Origin of the sequence: Curtobacterium sp. 320 (genome assembly GCF_031455235.1) — a bacterium.
Taxonomy (GTDB): Bacteria; Actinomycetota; Actinomycetes; order Actinomycetales; family Microbacteriaceae; genus Curtobacterium.
On record NZ_JAVDSI010000002.1, the window covers coordinates 224,458 to 240,757 of the forward strand.

Annotated in this window: 9 protein-coding genes; 4 read left to right on the forward strand and 5 right to left on the reverse strand. The window is 72.2% G+C overall.

The window, feature by feature from the left end:
* Positions 1-10 precede the first annotated feature (10 nt).
* The 4 genes from J2X60_RS04410 to J2X60_RS04425 all read left to right on the forward strand — a co-directional run bounded on the left by J2X60_RS04410 (position 11) and on the right by J2X60_RS04425 (position 7,800).
* Positions 11-2,476 (forward strand): UvrD-helicase domain-containing protein, encoded by a 2,466-nt coding sequence (locus tag J2X60_RS04410; RefSeq protein ID WP_309886602.1) that lies wholly within the window; start codon positions 11-13, stop codon positions 2,474-2,476.
* A gap of 94 nt (positions 2,477-2,570) precedes the next feature.
* Complete coding sequence (locus J2X60_RS04415; protein WP_309886603.1) at positions 2,571-4,031, forward strand: pyridoxal-dependent decarboxylase; 1,461 nt, start codon at positions 2,571-2,573, stop codon at positions 4,029-4,031.
* A complete protein-coding gene (locus J2X60_RS04420) occupies positions 4,028-5,446 on the forward strand; it encodes a SidA/IucD/PvdA family monooxygenase (protein ID WP_309886604.1) in 1,419 nt (472 codons plus the stop codon). Before J2X60_RS04415 ends, J2X60_RS04420 begins: the two co-directional genes overlap by 4 nt.
* Entirely contained in the window at positions 5,443-7,800 is a 2,358-nt protein-coding gene (locus tag J2X60_RS04425; RefSeq protein WP_309886605.1) for a GNAT family N-acetyltransferase, read from the forward strand. Before J2X60_RS04420 ends, J2X60_RS04425 begins: the two co-directional genes overlap by 4 nt.
* Before the next feature lie 158 nt (positions 7,801-7,958).
* Here the strand turns inward: J2X60_RS04425 and J2X60_RS04430 are convergent, their stop codons facing one another.
* Genes J2X60_RS04430 through J2X60_RS04450 form a run of 5 tightly spaced genes read right to left on the reverse strand, consistent with a single transcriptional unit; the run spans position 7,959 to position 16,154 of the window.
* Positions 7,959-8,597, reverse strand: coding sequence for a pyridoxal 5'-phosphate synthase (locus J2X60_RS04430; RefSeq protein ID WP_309886606.1), 639 nt, complete (start codon positions 8,595-8,597; stop codon positions 7,959-7,961).
* A gap of 18 nt (positions 8,598-8,615) precedes the next feature.
* Entirely contained in the window at positions 8,616-9,317 is a 702-nt protein-coding gene (locus J2X60_RS04435; RefSeq protein ID WP_309886607.1) for an NUDIX domain-containing protein, read from the reverse strand.
* Positions 9,314-10,906 (reverse strand): nicotinate phosphoribosyltransferase, encoded by a 1,593-nt coding sequence (locus J2X60_RS04440; protein ID WP_309886608.1) that lies wholly within the window; start codon positions 10,904-10,906, stop codon positions 9,314-9,316. The genes J2X60_RS04435 and J2X60_RS04440 overlap by 4 nt, the downstream gene beginning before the upstream one ends.
* Positions 10,903-11,733, reverse strand: coding sequence for a phosphoribosyltransferase family protein (locus J2X60_RS04445; RefSeq protein ID WP_309886609.1), 831 nt, complete (start codon positions 11,731-11,733; stop codon positions 10,903-10,905). The genes J2X60_RS04440 and J2X60_RS04445 overlap by 4 nt, the downstream gene beginning before the upstream one ends.
* Positions 11,734-11,783: 50 nt before the next feature.
* A complete protein-coding gene (locus J2X60_RS04450) occupies positions 11,784-16,154 on the reverse strand; it encodes an FtsK/SpoIIIE domain-containing protein (RefSeq protein WP_309886610.1) in 4,371 nt (1,456 codons plus the stop codon).
* Positions 16,155-16,300 lie beyond the last annotated feature (146 nt).

Sequence of the window (16,300 nt, forward strand, 5' to 3'; positions counted from 1 at the left end):
TGTCCCGGACATGACGATCGTGCTCGACCCCTTCGACTCGACGCCCGGCCGTGCTGACGGTTCCGGCGCCGGTGACCGCGCCTACGACGACCCCTTCACCGCGGGTCTGAACCCCCAGCAGAAGGAAGCCGTCGAGTACCGCGGCGAGTCCCTGCTCATCGTGGCGGGTGCGGGCTCCGGCAAGACGAGCGTGCTGACCCGCCGCATCGCGCTGCTGCTCGCCAACCGGGAAGCCTGGCCGTCGCAGATCCTGGCGATCACCTTCACGAACAAGGCCGCGGCCGAGATGCGCGAGCGCGTGCGGGCGCTGGTCGGGCAGGCGTCCGAGGGGATGTGGATCTCCACCTTCCACTCGGCGTGCGTGCGGATCCTCCGGCGCGAGGCCGAGCGCTTCGGGTTCGCGCAGTCGTTCACGATCTACGACTCCGCCGACTCGAAGGCCCTGCTCAAGCGGATCATCAAGGAGCTCGAGGCGGACTCGCTCGGGCTGACCGTCGGCGCTGCGGCCTCGAAGATCTCGAAGCTCAAGAACGAGCTGCAGGACATCGACTCCTACGCCCGGAACATCAACGCGAACGACCCGCAAGAGGTCATGTTCACCGAGGTCTTCCGGCGGTACACGAACGAGCTGCGCCGGGCGAACGCGTTCGACTTCGACGACCTCATCGGCCAGACGGTGTTCCTCTTCCGCGCCTTCCCCGAGGTCGCCGCGCTCTACCAGCGCCGGTTCCGGTTCATCCTCGTCGACGAGTACCAGGACACCAACCACGCGCAGTACGCCCTCATCCGCGAGCTCACGCGGCCGGTGCCGGTCGAGCAGGTGGACAAACTCGAGGACGCCGGGCAGCACGTGGCCCGCATGCGCGAGGCCGACGGGTCGATCGCCCCGGCGTCGCTGACCGTCGTCGGCGACTCCGACCAGTCCATCTACGCCTTCCGCGGGGCGGACATCCGCAACATCGTCGAGTTCGAGCGGGACTTCCCGAAGTCGAAGGTCGTCCTGCTCGAGCAGAACTACCGGTCGACGCAGAACATCCTCGACGCCGCGAACGCCGTCATCGCGAACAACTTCGACCGGCAGGCGAAGAACCTGTTCACGGACGTCGGCGCCGGCGACAAGATCGTCGGGTTCACGGGCTACACCGGGCACGACGAGGCCCAGTTCGTCGCCGACGAGATCCAGCGCCTGCACGAGGACGGCATGTCCTACCGCGACATGGCCGTCTTCTACCGGACGAACTCGCAGACCCGTGCGCTCGAGGAGATCTTCATCCGGGCGGCGATCCCGTACCGGGTCCTCGGCGGCACGAAGTTCTACGAGCGCGCCGAGATCAAGGACGCCATGGCGTACCTGATCACCGTCGCCAACCCGGCCGACCCGATGGCGCTCCGCCGGGTCCTGAACGTCCCGAAGCGCGGCATCGGCGCGGTCACCGAGACCACCCTGCAGCGCTACGCCGACGAGCACGAGACGACGATGCGGGACGCCCTCCGGCACGCCGACGAACTCGGGTTCGGGCCGAAGGTGCGCAACGCGATCACGGCGTTCGCCGCCCTGCTCGACGACGTCTCGTCCCGCGCCGGTACCCAGCCGGTCGTGGACACCCTCACGCAGCTGCTCGACGGCTCGGGGCTGCTCGAGAACCTCCGGAAGTCGCCCGACGCGCAGGACGCCGCCCGTGCGGACAACATCGACGAGCTCGTCGCGGTGACGCGGGAGTTCCAGAAGAACAACCCCGAGGGCACGCTGTCCGACTTCCTGACCGAGGTCTCCCTCGTCGCCGCGGCGGACGAGCTCGACGACTCGTCGGGAACGGTGTCGCTCATGACCCTGCACACGGCGAAGGGGCTCGAGTACGACGCGGTGTTCCTCACCGGCGTCGAGGAAGACCTGCTGCCACACCGGATGTCGGCGAACGAGCCGGGTGGCCCGTCCGAGGAACGCCGGCTCTTCTACGTGGGGATCACCCGCGCCAAGAAGTCCCTCTTCCTGTCGCTCGCGATGACCCGCGCGCAGTTCGGTGACGTCAACGTGGCGATGCCGTCCCGCTTCCTGCAGGAGATCCCCGAGGGGCTCATCGAGTGGAAGCAGTCTCCCGGCATGGCGAACAGCCGCGGCGGGACGGAACCCCGGGCCCTCAACGCCCGACGGGGCGGCGGGATCGGTGGCTCGGGCGGCGGCGCTGGCGGCGGGTACCGCGGCGGTGGCGGCTGGGGCGGTGGCTCGTACGACCGGGCGGCCGCAGCGCAGAAGACCCGTCCGAAGACCGAGTGGGCGAACCGCGTGTCCGGACAGGTCCGCGACAACGGCGACATGGAGCTCGTGGCCGGCGACCGCATCAAGCACGTCGACTTCGGCGAAGGGACGGTCTCGGCCGTGACCGGCATCGGCGCCAAGCGCATCGCCGAGATCGCGTTCGACTCCGCGGGCCGCAAGAAGCTCCTCATCAAGATCGCGCCGATCGAGAAGCTCTGAGGCGCTGAGTCCCTGACGCCGACGCGCCCGGCCATGTCGGGGGCGTGCTGCCGCGCGTGACAATCGCGCTGAGGTGAGGTTAGCCTTACCTAACGTGACAGCCCTCATCGAATTGTTGACCTCTGCCAACGCCGAGCGCTACCGGACCACCGTCGCCACGACGGTCGACCGGCTCGCGGACCGCATCTCCGACGTCGACCGACCGACGACCGACACCGCCGCGGACGAACTCCGGGCCCGCGTCGCCGCCGTCGACCTCGACGCTGAACCCCTCGGGACGGACCGGGCGCTCGCCGAGCTCGACGACCTGTTCGTCCGCGAGGCCGTCTGGTTCCACGACCCGGCGTACCTCGCCCACCTCAACTGCCCGGTCGCGCTGCCCGCGGTCGCGGCGGAGTCGGTGCTCGCCGCCGTGAACACCTCGGTGGACACCTGGGACCAGTCGCGGATCGGGACCGACATCGAGCGGCACGTGGTGGCGTGGCTCGCCGGGCGCATCGGGTTCGCGAGCGGTGACGGGGTGTTCACCTCGGGCGGGTCCCAGTCGAACCTGCAGGCGCTGCTGCTGGCGCGAGAGGCAGCGACAGCAGCGGCAGCAGCGACGGCTTCGGCTGCCCCGATGCTCACCGTCTTCGCCACCGCCGAGTCCCACTTCAGCGTCCGCAAGTCCGCCCGGCTCCTCGGCCTCCCCGACGACGCCGTCGTCGACGTCCCCACCGACCAGGCCGGCCGGATGCGTCCCGCGGCCCTCGCCGAGGCGATCGCCGCCGCCCGCACGGCCGGCGGCACCCCGATGGCCGTCGTCGCCACGGCGGGCACCACCGACCGCGGCGTGATCGACCCGCTCGAGCCGATCGCCGACGTGTGCGACCTCGAGGACGTCTGGCTCCACGTCGACGCCGCGTACGGCTGCGGCCTGCTCGTGTCCCCGACCCGTCGGCACCTGCTCGACGGGATCGAGCGCGCGCGGAGCGTGACCGCCGACCTGCACAAGTCGTTCTTCCAGCCGGTGTCGTCGAGCGCGCTGGTCGTCCGCGACCCCGCCGACCTCCGCCGCACGGCCTGGTACGCGGACTACCTCAACCCCGAGGACGCCGCCGAGCCGAACCAGGTCGACAAGTCCCTGCAGACCACCAGGCGGTTCGACGCGTTGAAGCTCTGGGCGACCCTCCGAGCGTCCGGCGCCGAGGCCGTCGGGCGGGCGTTCGACGCGGTGATCGACCTCGCGGCGGCGACGCACGCGATCGTCGACGAGCACCCGGACCTCGTGCTCGTCGCGCCGACGCAGCTCAGCACCGTGCTGTTCCGGTGGCAGCCGACCGGCGTGACCGACGCGGACGCCGACGCGTTGGTGGCCCCGATCCGTGCGGCCCTCCTCGCCGAGGGGCGGGTGCTCATCGCGAAGACCGTGATCGACGGGCGCCCCTGCAACAAGCTGACGCTGCTCAACCCGGAGACGACCCCGGCGCAGATGCGCGCCTCGCTCGAGCACGTCGCCGCGACGGCAGCGCGCGTCCGCGCGGCCACCACCGCCCCGGAAGGAGCGACGCGATGACCACCGCCGACGACCTCCGGACCGCCGGCCAGGCCTCCGACGAGACCGCAGACCGCCCCGTCCACGACCTGATCGGCATCGGCATCGGGCCGTTCAACCTCGGCCTCGCCTGCCTCACCGACCCGCTCGACGACCTCGACGTGGTGTTCCTGGACGCCGCCGACGGCTTCGCCTGGCACCACGGCATGATGCTCGACGGCGCCACGATCCAGGTGCCGTTCATGGCGGACCTCGTGACGATGGCCGACCCGACCTCGCCGTTCTCGTTCCTGGCGTGGCTCAAGGAGACCGGTCGGCTCTACCCGTTCTACATCCGCGAGGACTTCCACCCCCTCCGCAGCGAGTACGACGCGTACTGCCGGTGGGCCGCCGACCGGCTCGACACCCTCCGCTGGGGTCGCCGGGTCACGGCCGTCGAGCACGACGTCACGACCGACGTGTTCACGGTGCACGCCGAGACCGATCAGGGTCCCGAGACGTACCGCGCACGCCACGTCGTCGTCGGCATCGGCACGGAGCCGTCCGTCCCTGCACCCCTGCGGGGCATCGACGGGCCGGCGATCCACTCCGCCGAGTTCCTGCCGAACCGCGACGCCCTGCGCCGTGCCGGGTCGATCGCGGTGATCGGCAGCGGGCAGTCCGCCGCCGAGGTCTACCGCGAGATGCTCGAGGACGTCCGGCGGGACGGCTACCGCCTCGACTGGATCACCCGCTCGCCGCGGTTCTTCCCGATGGAGGACACCAAGCTCACGCTCGAGATGACGAGCCCGGAGTACACGGACCACTTCCACGCCCTGCCCGAGGACGTCCGCGACCACCTCGGCCGCGAGCAGCGCGGGCTGTACAAGGGCATCAGTGCGGACCTCGTCGACGCGCTCTACGACCAGCTGTACCGGCTCAGCGCGCCGGGGCCGGTCCCGACGACGCTCCGCACCGAGACGAGCGTGGTCGACGCCGTGTGGCTGGCGGACCGGGGGACGTACCGGCTGACCCTCCGGCACGAGCAGCTCGGCGAGACCTACGAGCACGAGGTCGAGCGGCTGGTCCTGGCGACCGGGTACCGACCCCGGTCCGCGGCGTTCCTCGCACCGGTCGAGCACCTCGTCGCCCGCGACTCCCGGGGGCGCCTGGCGGTCGCACGCGACCACCACGTCGACCGACTCGGCGGCCGCATCTGGGTGCAGAACGCCGAGGAGCACACGCACGGCCTCACGGCACCCGACCTCGGCATGGGGGCGTGGCGGAACGCGTCGATCATCCGGTCCGTCACGGGTCGGCCCGTGTACGGCCTGGAGGCACGGATCGCCTTCCAGGAGTTCGGCCTGCCCGCCTCGGCCCGCTCCAAGGCACGTGGCAGCACCGCGGACGGCGCGCCGCCCCGGCACGCGAGCGAGCGCGCAGAGGTCTCCGCATGACCGTCGACGCGACCACGCTGCCGGACGTGACCCAGGTCGGCGGGGCCGAGCCGCGCCTCCTGGCCGTCGAACCCGTGGACCCGGATCGTGACGCCGCCCTCGTGCAGTCGTGGCTCGCGCACCCCGCGTCGTCGTGGTGGGGCATGGGGCACCTCGACGTCGACGCGGTGCGGACGTACCTCGCGGACGTGCAGGCGGATCCCGCGCAGGCCGCGTGGCTCGGCCGTCGTGACGGCGTCCCGGTGTTCCTCGCGGAGACGTACGACCCGGCCCGGGTCCTGCTCACCGACGTGTTCGCCGCCGAACCCGGCGACGTCGGCATGCACCTGCTCGTCGCGCCGCCGCCCGCCGACGGACGGGTGCACGGACTGACGAGCGCCGTCATGCGCACCGTCGTCGAGCACTGCCGCGACGTCCTCGGAGCACGCCGCGTCGTCGTCGAGCCCGACGTCCGGAACACCGCCGTGCACGCGAAGAACGCCGAGGTCGGGTTCCGCGTGCTGCGCGAGGTCGACGTCGACGGCAAGCGCGCCCTGTTGTCCGTGCTCGACACCGACCGGATCGGGCTGCCCGAGGGCGACGGGCCCGCGGCGCACCTCCGGCCGGAGCACCTCGAACCGGCCCAGCGGCACCTCGTGGCGAAGGCGATCGCCGAGTTCACGCACGAGCGCCTCGTGGAACCGCAGTCGGACGGCGACGGCTGGCGGCTCGACGCGGGGGAGTCGACCTACCGGTTCCGCGCCCGCCGGCACGTGCTCGAGCACTGGTCGATCGACGAGGCGTCGCTGACCCGCACCCGCGCCGGTGTGGCGGCCCCGCTCAGCGCGCAGGACCTCGTCCTCGAGCTGCGCGACGTGCTCGGGATCCCCGACGCGCTGCTCGGCACGTACCTCGAGGAGATCGCCTCCACCCTCGCCAGCGCCGCCGCGAAGCACCGTCGCGGTGGGCCGTCCGCCGCGCAGCTCGCACGGGGGCGCACGGAGGGGACCGACCGCGTCGTCGCGTCGTTCCAGGACGTCGAGTCGGCGATGACCGAGGGGCACCCGGCGTTCGTGGCGGCGAACGGGCGGATCGGGTTCGGGCTGGACGAGTACCGCGCCTACGCTCCCGAGGCCGGCGGTCGGTTCCGCTACCGCTGGCTCGCCGCACGCCGGGCCTGCACGCACCTCGCGCTCGCCGCGGACCGCACCGAGCGCGACCACTGGGCGGCCGAGCTCGACCCGGAGACCACCGCCGGGTTCCGGGCCGTGCTCGTGTCCCGGGGACTCGACCCCGACGACTACGTCTGGATCCCCGTGCACCCGTGGCAGTGGCAGCACCGGATCGCCGTGACGTTCGCGCCGGACCTCGGGCGGCAGGACCTGGTCGACCTCGGCGAGGGGCCGGACGAGTACCAGCCGCAGCAGTCGATCCGGACGGCGTTCGACCGCTCCCACCCGGAGCGCTCGTACGTCAAGACGGCGCTCGCCGTGCAGAACATGGGGTTCCTGCGGGGGATGTCGCCCGCGTACATGCGGAACACCCCGGCGGTGAACGACTGGGTCGCGGCGCTCGTGTCCGCGGACGAGACGCTGGCCGGCGCCGGGTTCTCGGTGCTCCGGGAGCACGCGGCGATCGGGTACACCGGGGACGCCTACCACCGGGTCGACGTGTCCTCACCGCAGCGGAAGATGCTCGCGGCGCTGTGGCGGGAGAGCCCGCTGCCGCGGGTGACGGACGGCGAGCGACTGCTGACGATGGCCGCCTTGCTGCACCGGGACGCCTCGGGTGACGCCGTCGTGTCGGCGCTGATCGAGGCATCGGGGCTGCCGGCCGACGAGTGGGTGCGGCGCTGGCTCGACGCGTACCTGCTGCCCGTGGTGCACTGCCTGACCGTGCACGACCTCGTGTTCATGCCGCACGGCGAGAACCTCGTGCTCGTCGTCCGTGACGGGGTCGTGGTGCGCGCGGTGATGAAGGACATCGGAGAAGAGGTCGCGGTGCTCGGGCGGCACGCCGACCGCCCGGTGCCCGCCGACATCGAGCGCATCGTGCACCCGGTGGACGACGACGAAGCGGCGCTCGCCGTGTTCACCGACGTGTTCGACGGGGTGCTGCGCTTCGTCGCGGCGATCCTCGACGACGACGGGGTCCTGCCGGAGTCGCGGTTCTGGCAGGTGGTGGGGGAGTGCGTCGACGCGCACGCCGCGTCCCACCCGGAGCGCCGGCGGCCGCTGGACCTGCGGGTGCCGGCGTTCGAGCACTCGTGCCTCAACCGGCTGCAGCTGCGGAACACGCTGTCGATGGTGGACCTCGCGGACCAGTCGTCGTCGCTCATCCGGGCGGGGGCGATGCCGAACCCGATCGCGCGGTAGCGCGGGCGCGGCGCGGCGCGGCGCGCCCCGCCCCGCGCGCGGCGGCTGGGTCGGTTCGCGTTCGCACAACCAAAGTTCGCTCGAGCCACGGGATTGCGTGGTTCGAGCGCGCTTTGGTTGTGCGGCAGGCCAGGCGGCCGCCCGCCGCCCGCGCCGCGCTACGGCTGCAGCCGCGCCGCCGACCAGGCACCGTCGGCGAGCACGTACTGCAACCGCCGGTGCATCCGGTCGCGGCTGCCGTGCCAGAACTCGACGCGGTCCGGCTCGAGTCGCCACGCCGCCCAGCCCTCCGGGCGGGGCACGTCATCCTCGGACTCGTCGAGCAGCGCGTTCGCGTCGTCGATGAGGTCCTGCAGCGTCCGGGGCTCGAGCACCGAGGACTGGTCGGCGATCGCGGTGGCGGCGCGGGACTTCGGCGACCGGTCGGCGAACAGCGCGTCGGACTCGGCGTCGGCGAGCTGCACGGCCCGGCCCTCGAACCGCAGCTGCTGCATGGTCTCCCGCCAGTACACCTGGAGCGCGGCGAACGGGTTGTCGTCGAGCTGCCGGCCCGTCGGGCTGAGTGTCGAGGTCCCGAACACGAGCCCCCGGTCGTCGAGCCGCTTCACGTCCACGGTCCGCGCCGAGACCCGGCCGTCGGACCCCGCGGTGGCGAGCGTCATCGACATCGGTTCGGACACGTCGCCGTCCCGTGCCTCGTCGATCCAGGTGCGGGCGACGTCGAACGGTGATGCTGGCGGGTCGGTGTACTCCGGGAACGCGAACGAGGTGTCACCGGACAGCGGAGCGGAGGGCATGCCCCCACCCAACCGCGATCAGCCCGCCCACGTCCAGGTTGCCGGGGGACGGCCGCCGCGGCCCGCGGCCGTGGCCGACGCGTCGGCCCGGACGAGCGCCGGGTTGGTCCGCAGCGCCCGGTTCGTGTTGCCGGGATCCGGCTGCACGCCCGTCAGCGCGGTCTGCAGCACGGAGGCGTCTGAGGTGGTGAACACCTCGCCGAGCAACGCGCGCGTGAGCGGCAGGTCGCGCCAGATCCGGGTGCGGACGTGGTCGAGGGCGGCTCGGATGATCGCGTCGTGGTCGAACGGGAGGCGCGGGTCGTCTCCCCCGGGCACGCGCCAGACCGCGGGTCCGGCGGCCGAGGGCGGGGCCACCACAGCGGCCGCCGCGGCCGGCGTCGGGGTCGTCACTGCCGGTGCCACGACGGCCAGGAAGGCGACGCTGATCGCGGCGCTCCGCGGGTCGCGGTCGGGTCCGTCGAACGCGCCGACCTGCGCGAGGTGCCGGACCGTCGCCGCGTCGATCCCGGTCTTGGTCCGCAGTGCGCGTCGTGCACCGTCGGCGAGGAGTTCCGCACCCTCCAGGAGCACGCCGGGGAGCGCCTCCTGGCCCGCGTACGGCGCGTACTGCCGACGCGCGGTGGCGACCCGCAACCCGTCGCTCGTCGTGAACGACATCGGGACGACGTCGATCGCGATGAGCGGCTGGTCGCGGGCCGCCGAGGTGGCGTCGGTCACGCCGTCGCCCGACGGGCCGCGCGGTCGGCGCGCTCGGTGCGTTCGCGGCGGAGGGTCTCCCGCACGTCCGCGAACGACTGCAGGACCCGGAACCGGCCGTCGACCCACACGGGCTGGAGCAGGCTCGTCGCCTCGTCCTCGGCGGTGGCCTGGTCGGTCTGCCGGATCTCGCCGGTCGCGTCGCGGTGCAGGGCGATCCGGCCCTTCGCGCTCTTCTTGCCGCTGCCCGTCTTCGGGTCCTTCTGGATGTCGACGGGCTCGCCGTCCACCAGCGCCCAGGTGGCCTTGACCGCGCTGCCGAGGTTGTCGCGGGTCATGTACTGGTACGTGTACGAGCCGATGCCGAGCACGATGTTGTCGCTCGCGTAGCCCTTGGCGGCGAGCCGCTCGTAGATGCGGCGGGCACGGTCGAGGGTGATGCTGTCGCCGTAGATCACGCCGATGTGCTGGTCGAGGACCTTGAAGCCCTGGTCGTTCACGGTGTGCCCGAAGATCTCGTCGAGGAGTTCGACGACGCCCTTCTCCTCGTGGCTGCGGGCCGGATCGGTCAGCGCCGCGGTGTCGACCCCGTGCACGGTGCCGGTGACGATGTCCACCGGGTCGCCCGAGTCCGGGCGGATGACGAGCTTGCCGTCGCGACCCGTGATGCGGTCCTTGAGCTGCGGGAGCGTCTCGGTGATCACCTTGAAGAGGTCGAACCCGTCGCTCACGGCCGACACGATGCCCGTCGGGTACACGTCGAGGATCTGCTCGAAGGTCGCGAGCTCGCCCTCGGCGCCGCGCACGCACATCACGCTGTGCTCGGTGGCCGGGACGCTCGCGGCCACCCAGCCGTTGTCACCCGGGTAGTAGCGGTCGATGAAGTCGAGCGACGGCATCGAGTCGGTGCCGAGGAACGAGAGGAGGTGCCCGGCGCCACCGGCCGCGGCCGACTCGATGCTCGACTGCCCCCGGAAGGAGAAGTCGTGCGCGGCGAAGTCGATGCTGGCCGGGTCGGCGCCGGTGCGGGCGGCCCAGTCCTCCATGAGGTCGCGGTACTCGAGCGCCTTCGTGGCGACGGTCGACGGGTGCCAGATCGACGCCGACAGGGCCGTCTCGATGTAGTTCGGCAGCCAGAAGAACTCGTCGACGGTGTTCTCGACGGTGAGGGTCGCGACACCGATCGGGGCGAGGGTGCCCTCGGGGAGCGCGCGGATCTCGAGCGGGAGGTACCCGAGGCGGTGGAGTGCCCGGACGTGGTCGGTGCCGATGTGGTTCGGGCCGAAGTACCCCTGCAGTGCCTGCTCGAACAGGTCGGCGACCTCGTCCTCGTCCGCGGCGAAGAACGGCGCCCACGCCTCGACGAGCGAGCGCTGGATGAACGCCTGCAGGCCGAACACGACGGCGTGCGTCGACTCGGGCATGTGCGCGTTCGAACGGTTCGTCCAGTTGATGAGGATCCGGGTGGTGCCGGCCGGGTAGACCTGCCGGTGCGAGTGCTTGTAGCCGTCGACCGCGAGGAGCGGGGCGATCGGGCTCGGGCCGGTGAGGCGGGGCGCGATGCCGGTGGTGCCTTCGGTGCCGGTCGTGGTGGTGTCGGTCTGCGTCATCGGATCTGCTCCGTCAGGTAAGGGGTGAGTTCGATCGTGCGCAGGCCCTCGATGGCGTTCTGCGCGGGGTAGGAGTCCGTCGTGACGATCTCCCCGAAGTGCTCGGCGAGCTGCGGGGCCCGGCCGGAGAAGACGCCGTGCGAGACCCAGAGGCCGAGGCGGTCCTTCGTCAGCCCCGTCGCGGTCGCGAGGCCCATGAACGTGCCGCCCCCGTCGCAGATGTCGTCGACGACGAGCAGGCGACCGGTGTCCGGCAGCGGCTCGCACGTGAAGCCGTCGAGCTTGCCGGTGTCCGGGTTGCGGTGCTTCTCGGCGCGGAACACCGGCAACCCGCAGGCGTCGGCGACGGCGGAGGCCCGCGCGACCGCGCCCTTGTCGGGGGCGATGATCCCGCTGTAGTCCGAGCCGGCGACGACCTGGTCGCGTACGACGGTCTCGCTGGTGACCACGGTCAGGCGCTCCACCAGGTCGACGATCACCGGCGAGTGCGGGTCGAACGCGATCACCTGGTCGATCCCGAAGCCGTTGACGACGTCCGCGTAGACCTTCGCGCCGAAGGGGAGGCCGCGGTCCTGCCGGGCGCCGGGCAGGTACGGGACGAGGGCGACGGACCGGGATCCGCGCTGCCGGACGGCGTCCGCCCACATGCCGAGCATGAGGAGGTCGTCGCCGTTCGTGCCGCGCAGGGTCGCGATCTCGCTGAGGTCCCCCGCGTCGGCGTCGTGTGCGACCTTGACGTGTGCTTCACCGGCGGGGAACCGCATGGTGGAGAACGTCGGTGTCGCCTGGGTGCCCCGGGTGGTCCGGGTGCTGAGTTCGACTGCCATGACCTGACCGTACCACGGTATTTGTCAGAGTGACAAGAACTGTGGTGCGATCACGGGACCGGCACCTGCACCGACACCAGTTCACCGTCACCGAGGTGCACCAGCGCGGAGCCGACCTGCACCCGTTCGACGATGCTGCTGCGCGGCAGGCGCATGCCGAGCAGGTCGCCCTCGGTGATCGCCTGCGGGCTGAGGAGCGCGCCCGAGCGACGTCGCTTCATGTCCACCTGCCAGCCCGTGAACCCGACGCCGAACTCGGCCGTCAACCCCGCCGCGACGATCGCCTGGCCGTTGTCCGCCGCGCTCTTCACGAAGCCCTGCAGCCAGCTCTTCGCGGGTGCGTCCTTGACGAGCTCGGCATCGTCGATGACGAGGACCCGGCGGCCGGGTTGCCCGTCGAACAGCGGTGCGAGGTCGGCCTCGGTGACGTCGACGCCCTCGTGCGCGCCGAGGACGCCGGGTTCGGACGCGAGGGCGCGCAGGGGCGACTGCCGCGGGGTGACGAGCACGATCTCGCCCCCCTCGCGCAGCACCGACCGTGCGATCGACAGCAGGACGGAGCTCCGACCGGACTTGGCGGGACCGCCCACGACGAACGAGCCCGCGGCCGCGAGGTCCGGCCCGATGGCGGTGAGGTCGTCCCCGCCGATGCCGACGAGGCCGAACAGGGCGGCGTCGTCGTCGCGCATCTCCCACGCCCGGTCGAACGGAACCGGCCCGGACAGCTGGTCGACGCGGAACGGCCGACGCGCACGCTCGACCGCGCGGTCGCGCTCGGTCGCGAAGGTCGCGAGGGCGGTGATCGCCGCGGCCTGCGACTGACCGGTGCCGGCGGCGGCGAGCAGGGCGATCTGCGTCTCGGTGGCGGACTCCGACGCGAACGCCCGTCCGTCCGGGACCTGCTCGGGCAGCTTGCGGGGGTTGAGCGACGCGAGGCCGTAGTCACCGCGGTCGGAGAGCCGGAGGACGAGCTTGTCCTCGACCAGGGTCGCCATCCGGCTCGACAGGAGCTGACGGTCCCCGGTGACGACCAGGTGGATGCCGACGCTCGCCCCTTCGCGCAGGAGGGTCATCACCTGGTCGGTCGGTGCACCGTGGTCGAGTTCGCCGAGCGAGCCGACGAACCCTTCCCATCGGTCGAGCATGAACACGATGTGGGGGAGCCGGTCGGCGGGTACGACCGCCGCCGCGCGCTGCTCGACGATGCTCGCGAACCCGCCGTCGGCGAGGACCTGCTGCCGGCGGGCGAGCTCCTGGGTGAGCTTCGTGAGGAGACGCTGCGCGCGTTCGGTCTGCACGCGCTGCACGACGGCGCCGGCGTGCGGGAGGGCCTGGATCGGCAGCAGCGCTCCGTTGCCGCAGTCGAGCGCGTACACGTGTACGTCGGCTGCCGAGGTGTTCCGGGCGACCGCGGCGGCGATCGTGCGGAGCACCTGCGACCGACCGCTCCGCGGAGCACCGACCACGTAGAGGTGTCCGTCCGAGTCGAGGTCGAGGCTCCGGACCCGCTGCGCCTGCTCGGCCGGGAAGTCCTGCAGCGCGAAGGGCAGCGGACCGACCCGGGCATCGGTCGTACTGCTGTCGTCGAGCTCCCACGCCCGGTCGTTCAGGTCGGTGAAGAGCAGCGTCTCCGGCAGGGCGTCGAGCCACGGACGGTAGGGAGCCGGTCCACCGAGCTCGGTCGCCGCCTCGGCCACCGCACCGACCAGCTCCTGCAGGTCGGTGCGTTCCTCTGCCTGCAGCTCCTTCGACTTCGGCGGAGCCGGCGGGGTGGTGCCGAGCGACGACCACGAGACGGCTCCGGCCCAGACCTGCTTGCGTCCGGTCGACAGCCCCGGACGCCGGCCGCCAACCCGACCGGCCTGGAACGGCAGCAGCGCGCCGGCCCCGAGCCGGATGTACCCGCGGCCGGGCGTGCTCTTCTGGATCTGCGCCGCGTCACCGGCGTCGATGACGTCGGTGCTCTCGCTCGAGTCCGTGACCCGGAGCGCGATCCGGAGGTTCGTGTTGGCGCGGATGTCGTTCGACACGACACCCGTCGGACGCTGCGTGGCGAGGATCAGGTGGATGCCGAGCGACCGTCCCCGCTGTGCGATGTTGACCAGGCCCGTGACGAAGTCCGGGAGCTCGCGCACGAGACTGGCGAACTCGTCGATCACGATGAGCAGGCGCGGCATCGGCGGCAGCGGCTCACCGCGGACGAGGCGGTCGACGTAGTCCTCGATGTCCTTCGCGGCGGCGTCGGCCAGCAGGTGCTCGCGGCGACGGAGCTCGGCGCCGAGCGACTCGAGGGCGCGTTCCACCAGGTGCGTGTCGAGGTCCGTCACCATGCCGACCGTGTGCGGCAGCGGCGCGAAGTCGCGGAACGCGGCACCGCCCTTGTAGTCGATGAGGACGAAGTTCATGCCCTCCGGGGTGTTCGTCGCCGCCAGGGACGCGACGATCGTCTGCAGGAGCTCGGATTTGCCCGACCCGGTCGTGCCGGCGACCAGGCCGTGCGGGCCGTCCCTGCGGAGGTCGAACGCGAACGGGCCGTCGAGGCTCTCGCCCACGACCACCTCGGTGGTGCGCGCACGCACGTTCCACTTGCCCGTGATCGCCCGCGCCGTCGGCGGTTCCAGCAGCATCACGTCGAGCAGTCGCGACGACGACGGCAGCCCACCGGCATCGCTCTCGTCGTCGGCGTCGACCATCGGCGCCACCGCCCGGGCGACGGTCTCGAACCAGCCGTCCGGGATGCGGTCCGGTCGGACGTCGGTGACCGTCGCCTGACGCTGGGCGGCGACACGGATGCGCTCCGGACCCACCGTGACGACGACCGAGCACTCCTCGGGCAGCAGGCGTGCCTCTTCCTCGATGCAGATCGCCCGGACACCGACCGCAGGCCCTTCCTTGAGGATGCGGATCAGGCCCGGCAGTGCGCGCAGCCGTCGAGCGCCGTCGAGCACCACGACCACGTCGGGACCGGGGATCCCCCGCACGTTCGACTCGCGCATCGCCCGCTGCCGTGCGTCGATGAGCTGCCCGATCTCGGCGACCCGCGCGCCCAGCGTCTCGGCGTCGTTGCCGATCGCGATGACGGCGTCCTGCCCGAAGCCCGGTCGCGCCTGCGGCACCCATCGCAGCCACGCCCAGTCGTCGGCGGACTGCGCGTCGGTGAGCACCACGAACTGGGTGTCCCGCGGGCTCTGCAGCACCGCGAGCTGCGCCACGAGCCACGACGTGAGGTGCCTGGTGTGCTCGTCGCGCCCGGCGACACCGACCACGCCGTGCTCGCCGAGGTCGACCACGACCGGCACGTCCTCGGCCAGCTTGTCGACCGCCCGCCGGTGCTCCAGCGCTGCCGGATCCTCGAGCACGACGCCCGACGGCACGTCCGCCGTGCCGACGCGCAGCGTCAGGTAGTCGGGGTCGGTCCGCCGACGCTCCCACAGCCGGGCGCGACGGCGCAGGGCGATGTCGAGCACCGTCGCCGGATCGGGCGCGCTGGTGCGCGACTCGCGCTGGTACCGGACCACTGCCTCCAGGGCGTCCGCCTCGACCGCCTTCTTCGTCTCCTCGTACTCGGCCACCCGCTGCCGGTGCGTCTTCTTGCCGTTGCGGCGGTCCCACCAGGCGTTGCCGAACATGATGATCGGCGACATGAGGCCGAAGGCCAGGTACGCGACGTTGTGGAAGATCGAGATCATCACGGCCGCCATGCCGAGCGGCGCCAGCGCCGCGATGATCGGGATGGAGCGGCGCGACTGCTGCCCCGGCGCCGCCGGCAGCTTGAAGACCGTCGGGGTCTCCTCCGGCAGCAGGCGCGGCGGCCGGGTGTAGTCGAGCGTCCCGCCACCTGGTGTCAGCGTGATCGCCGCCCGGTCGGCGTCCGGGACCGCGACCGACAGCAGCGTGTCGCCGATCGTGACGACGCTGCCGGGCTCGACGGACGTCTCCTCGTCGAGCTCCGTTCCGTCGAGGAGGACGCGCGAGCCGCGCGTCGGGATGATCGAGAACCGCCGGTTGAGGTCGAGGCGCAGGATCGCCGCGTACTCCGGGGCGGTGCGGTCCGGCAGGTGCACCGTGGCGTCCGGAGCGGAGCCGACGTGTGCGATGCCCGCATCGAGCACCACGACCGTGCCGGCTCCGGGCCCGCCCACGATGCGGACGCTCGGCAGGTCGGCCGGCAGCGGGAGGACCGGCGCGGGGGCGCCGAAGGTCAGGCGGGACCCCTCGAGCAGGACGCCGTCACCGAGCCGGGCGTGCGGGGTCGTGGGGACGGCGTCGACCGCGACCTCGACGATGGACTCGGCGCTCAGGCCGAAGCGACGGGCGACGATCTCGACGACCTCGCCGAGGACGGTGTCCTCGTCGCACTCGACCACGAAGTCCGCGGTGGCGTCGGTCGGCAGGTGGGTCGCGGTGAACGTCAGGCGCACGCGGCACCTGCCACGTCGTGGGTCCTGGTCGTCGCGGAGCACCCCGTCGAGGCCCCCCGCAGCGTCGTGCTGCCGCTCATGGGTCGATTCTCGCAGGTTCCCGCGCCGCGCAGGCCGGGTTGCGTCCGGCTTGTGGATGAGCGGTC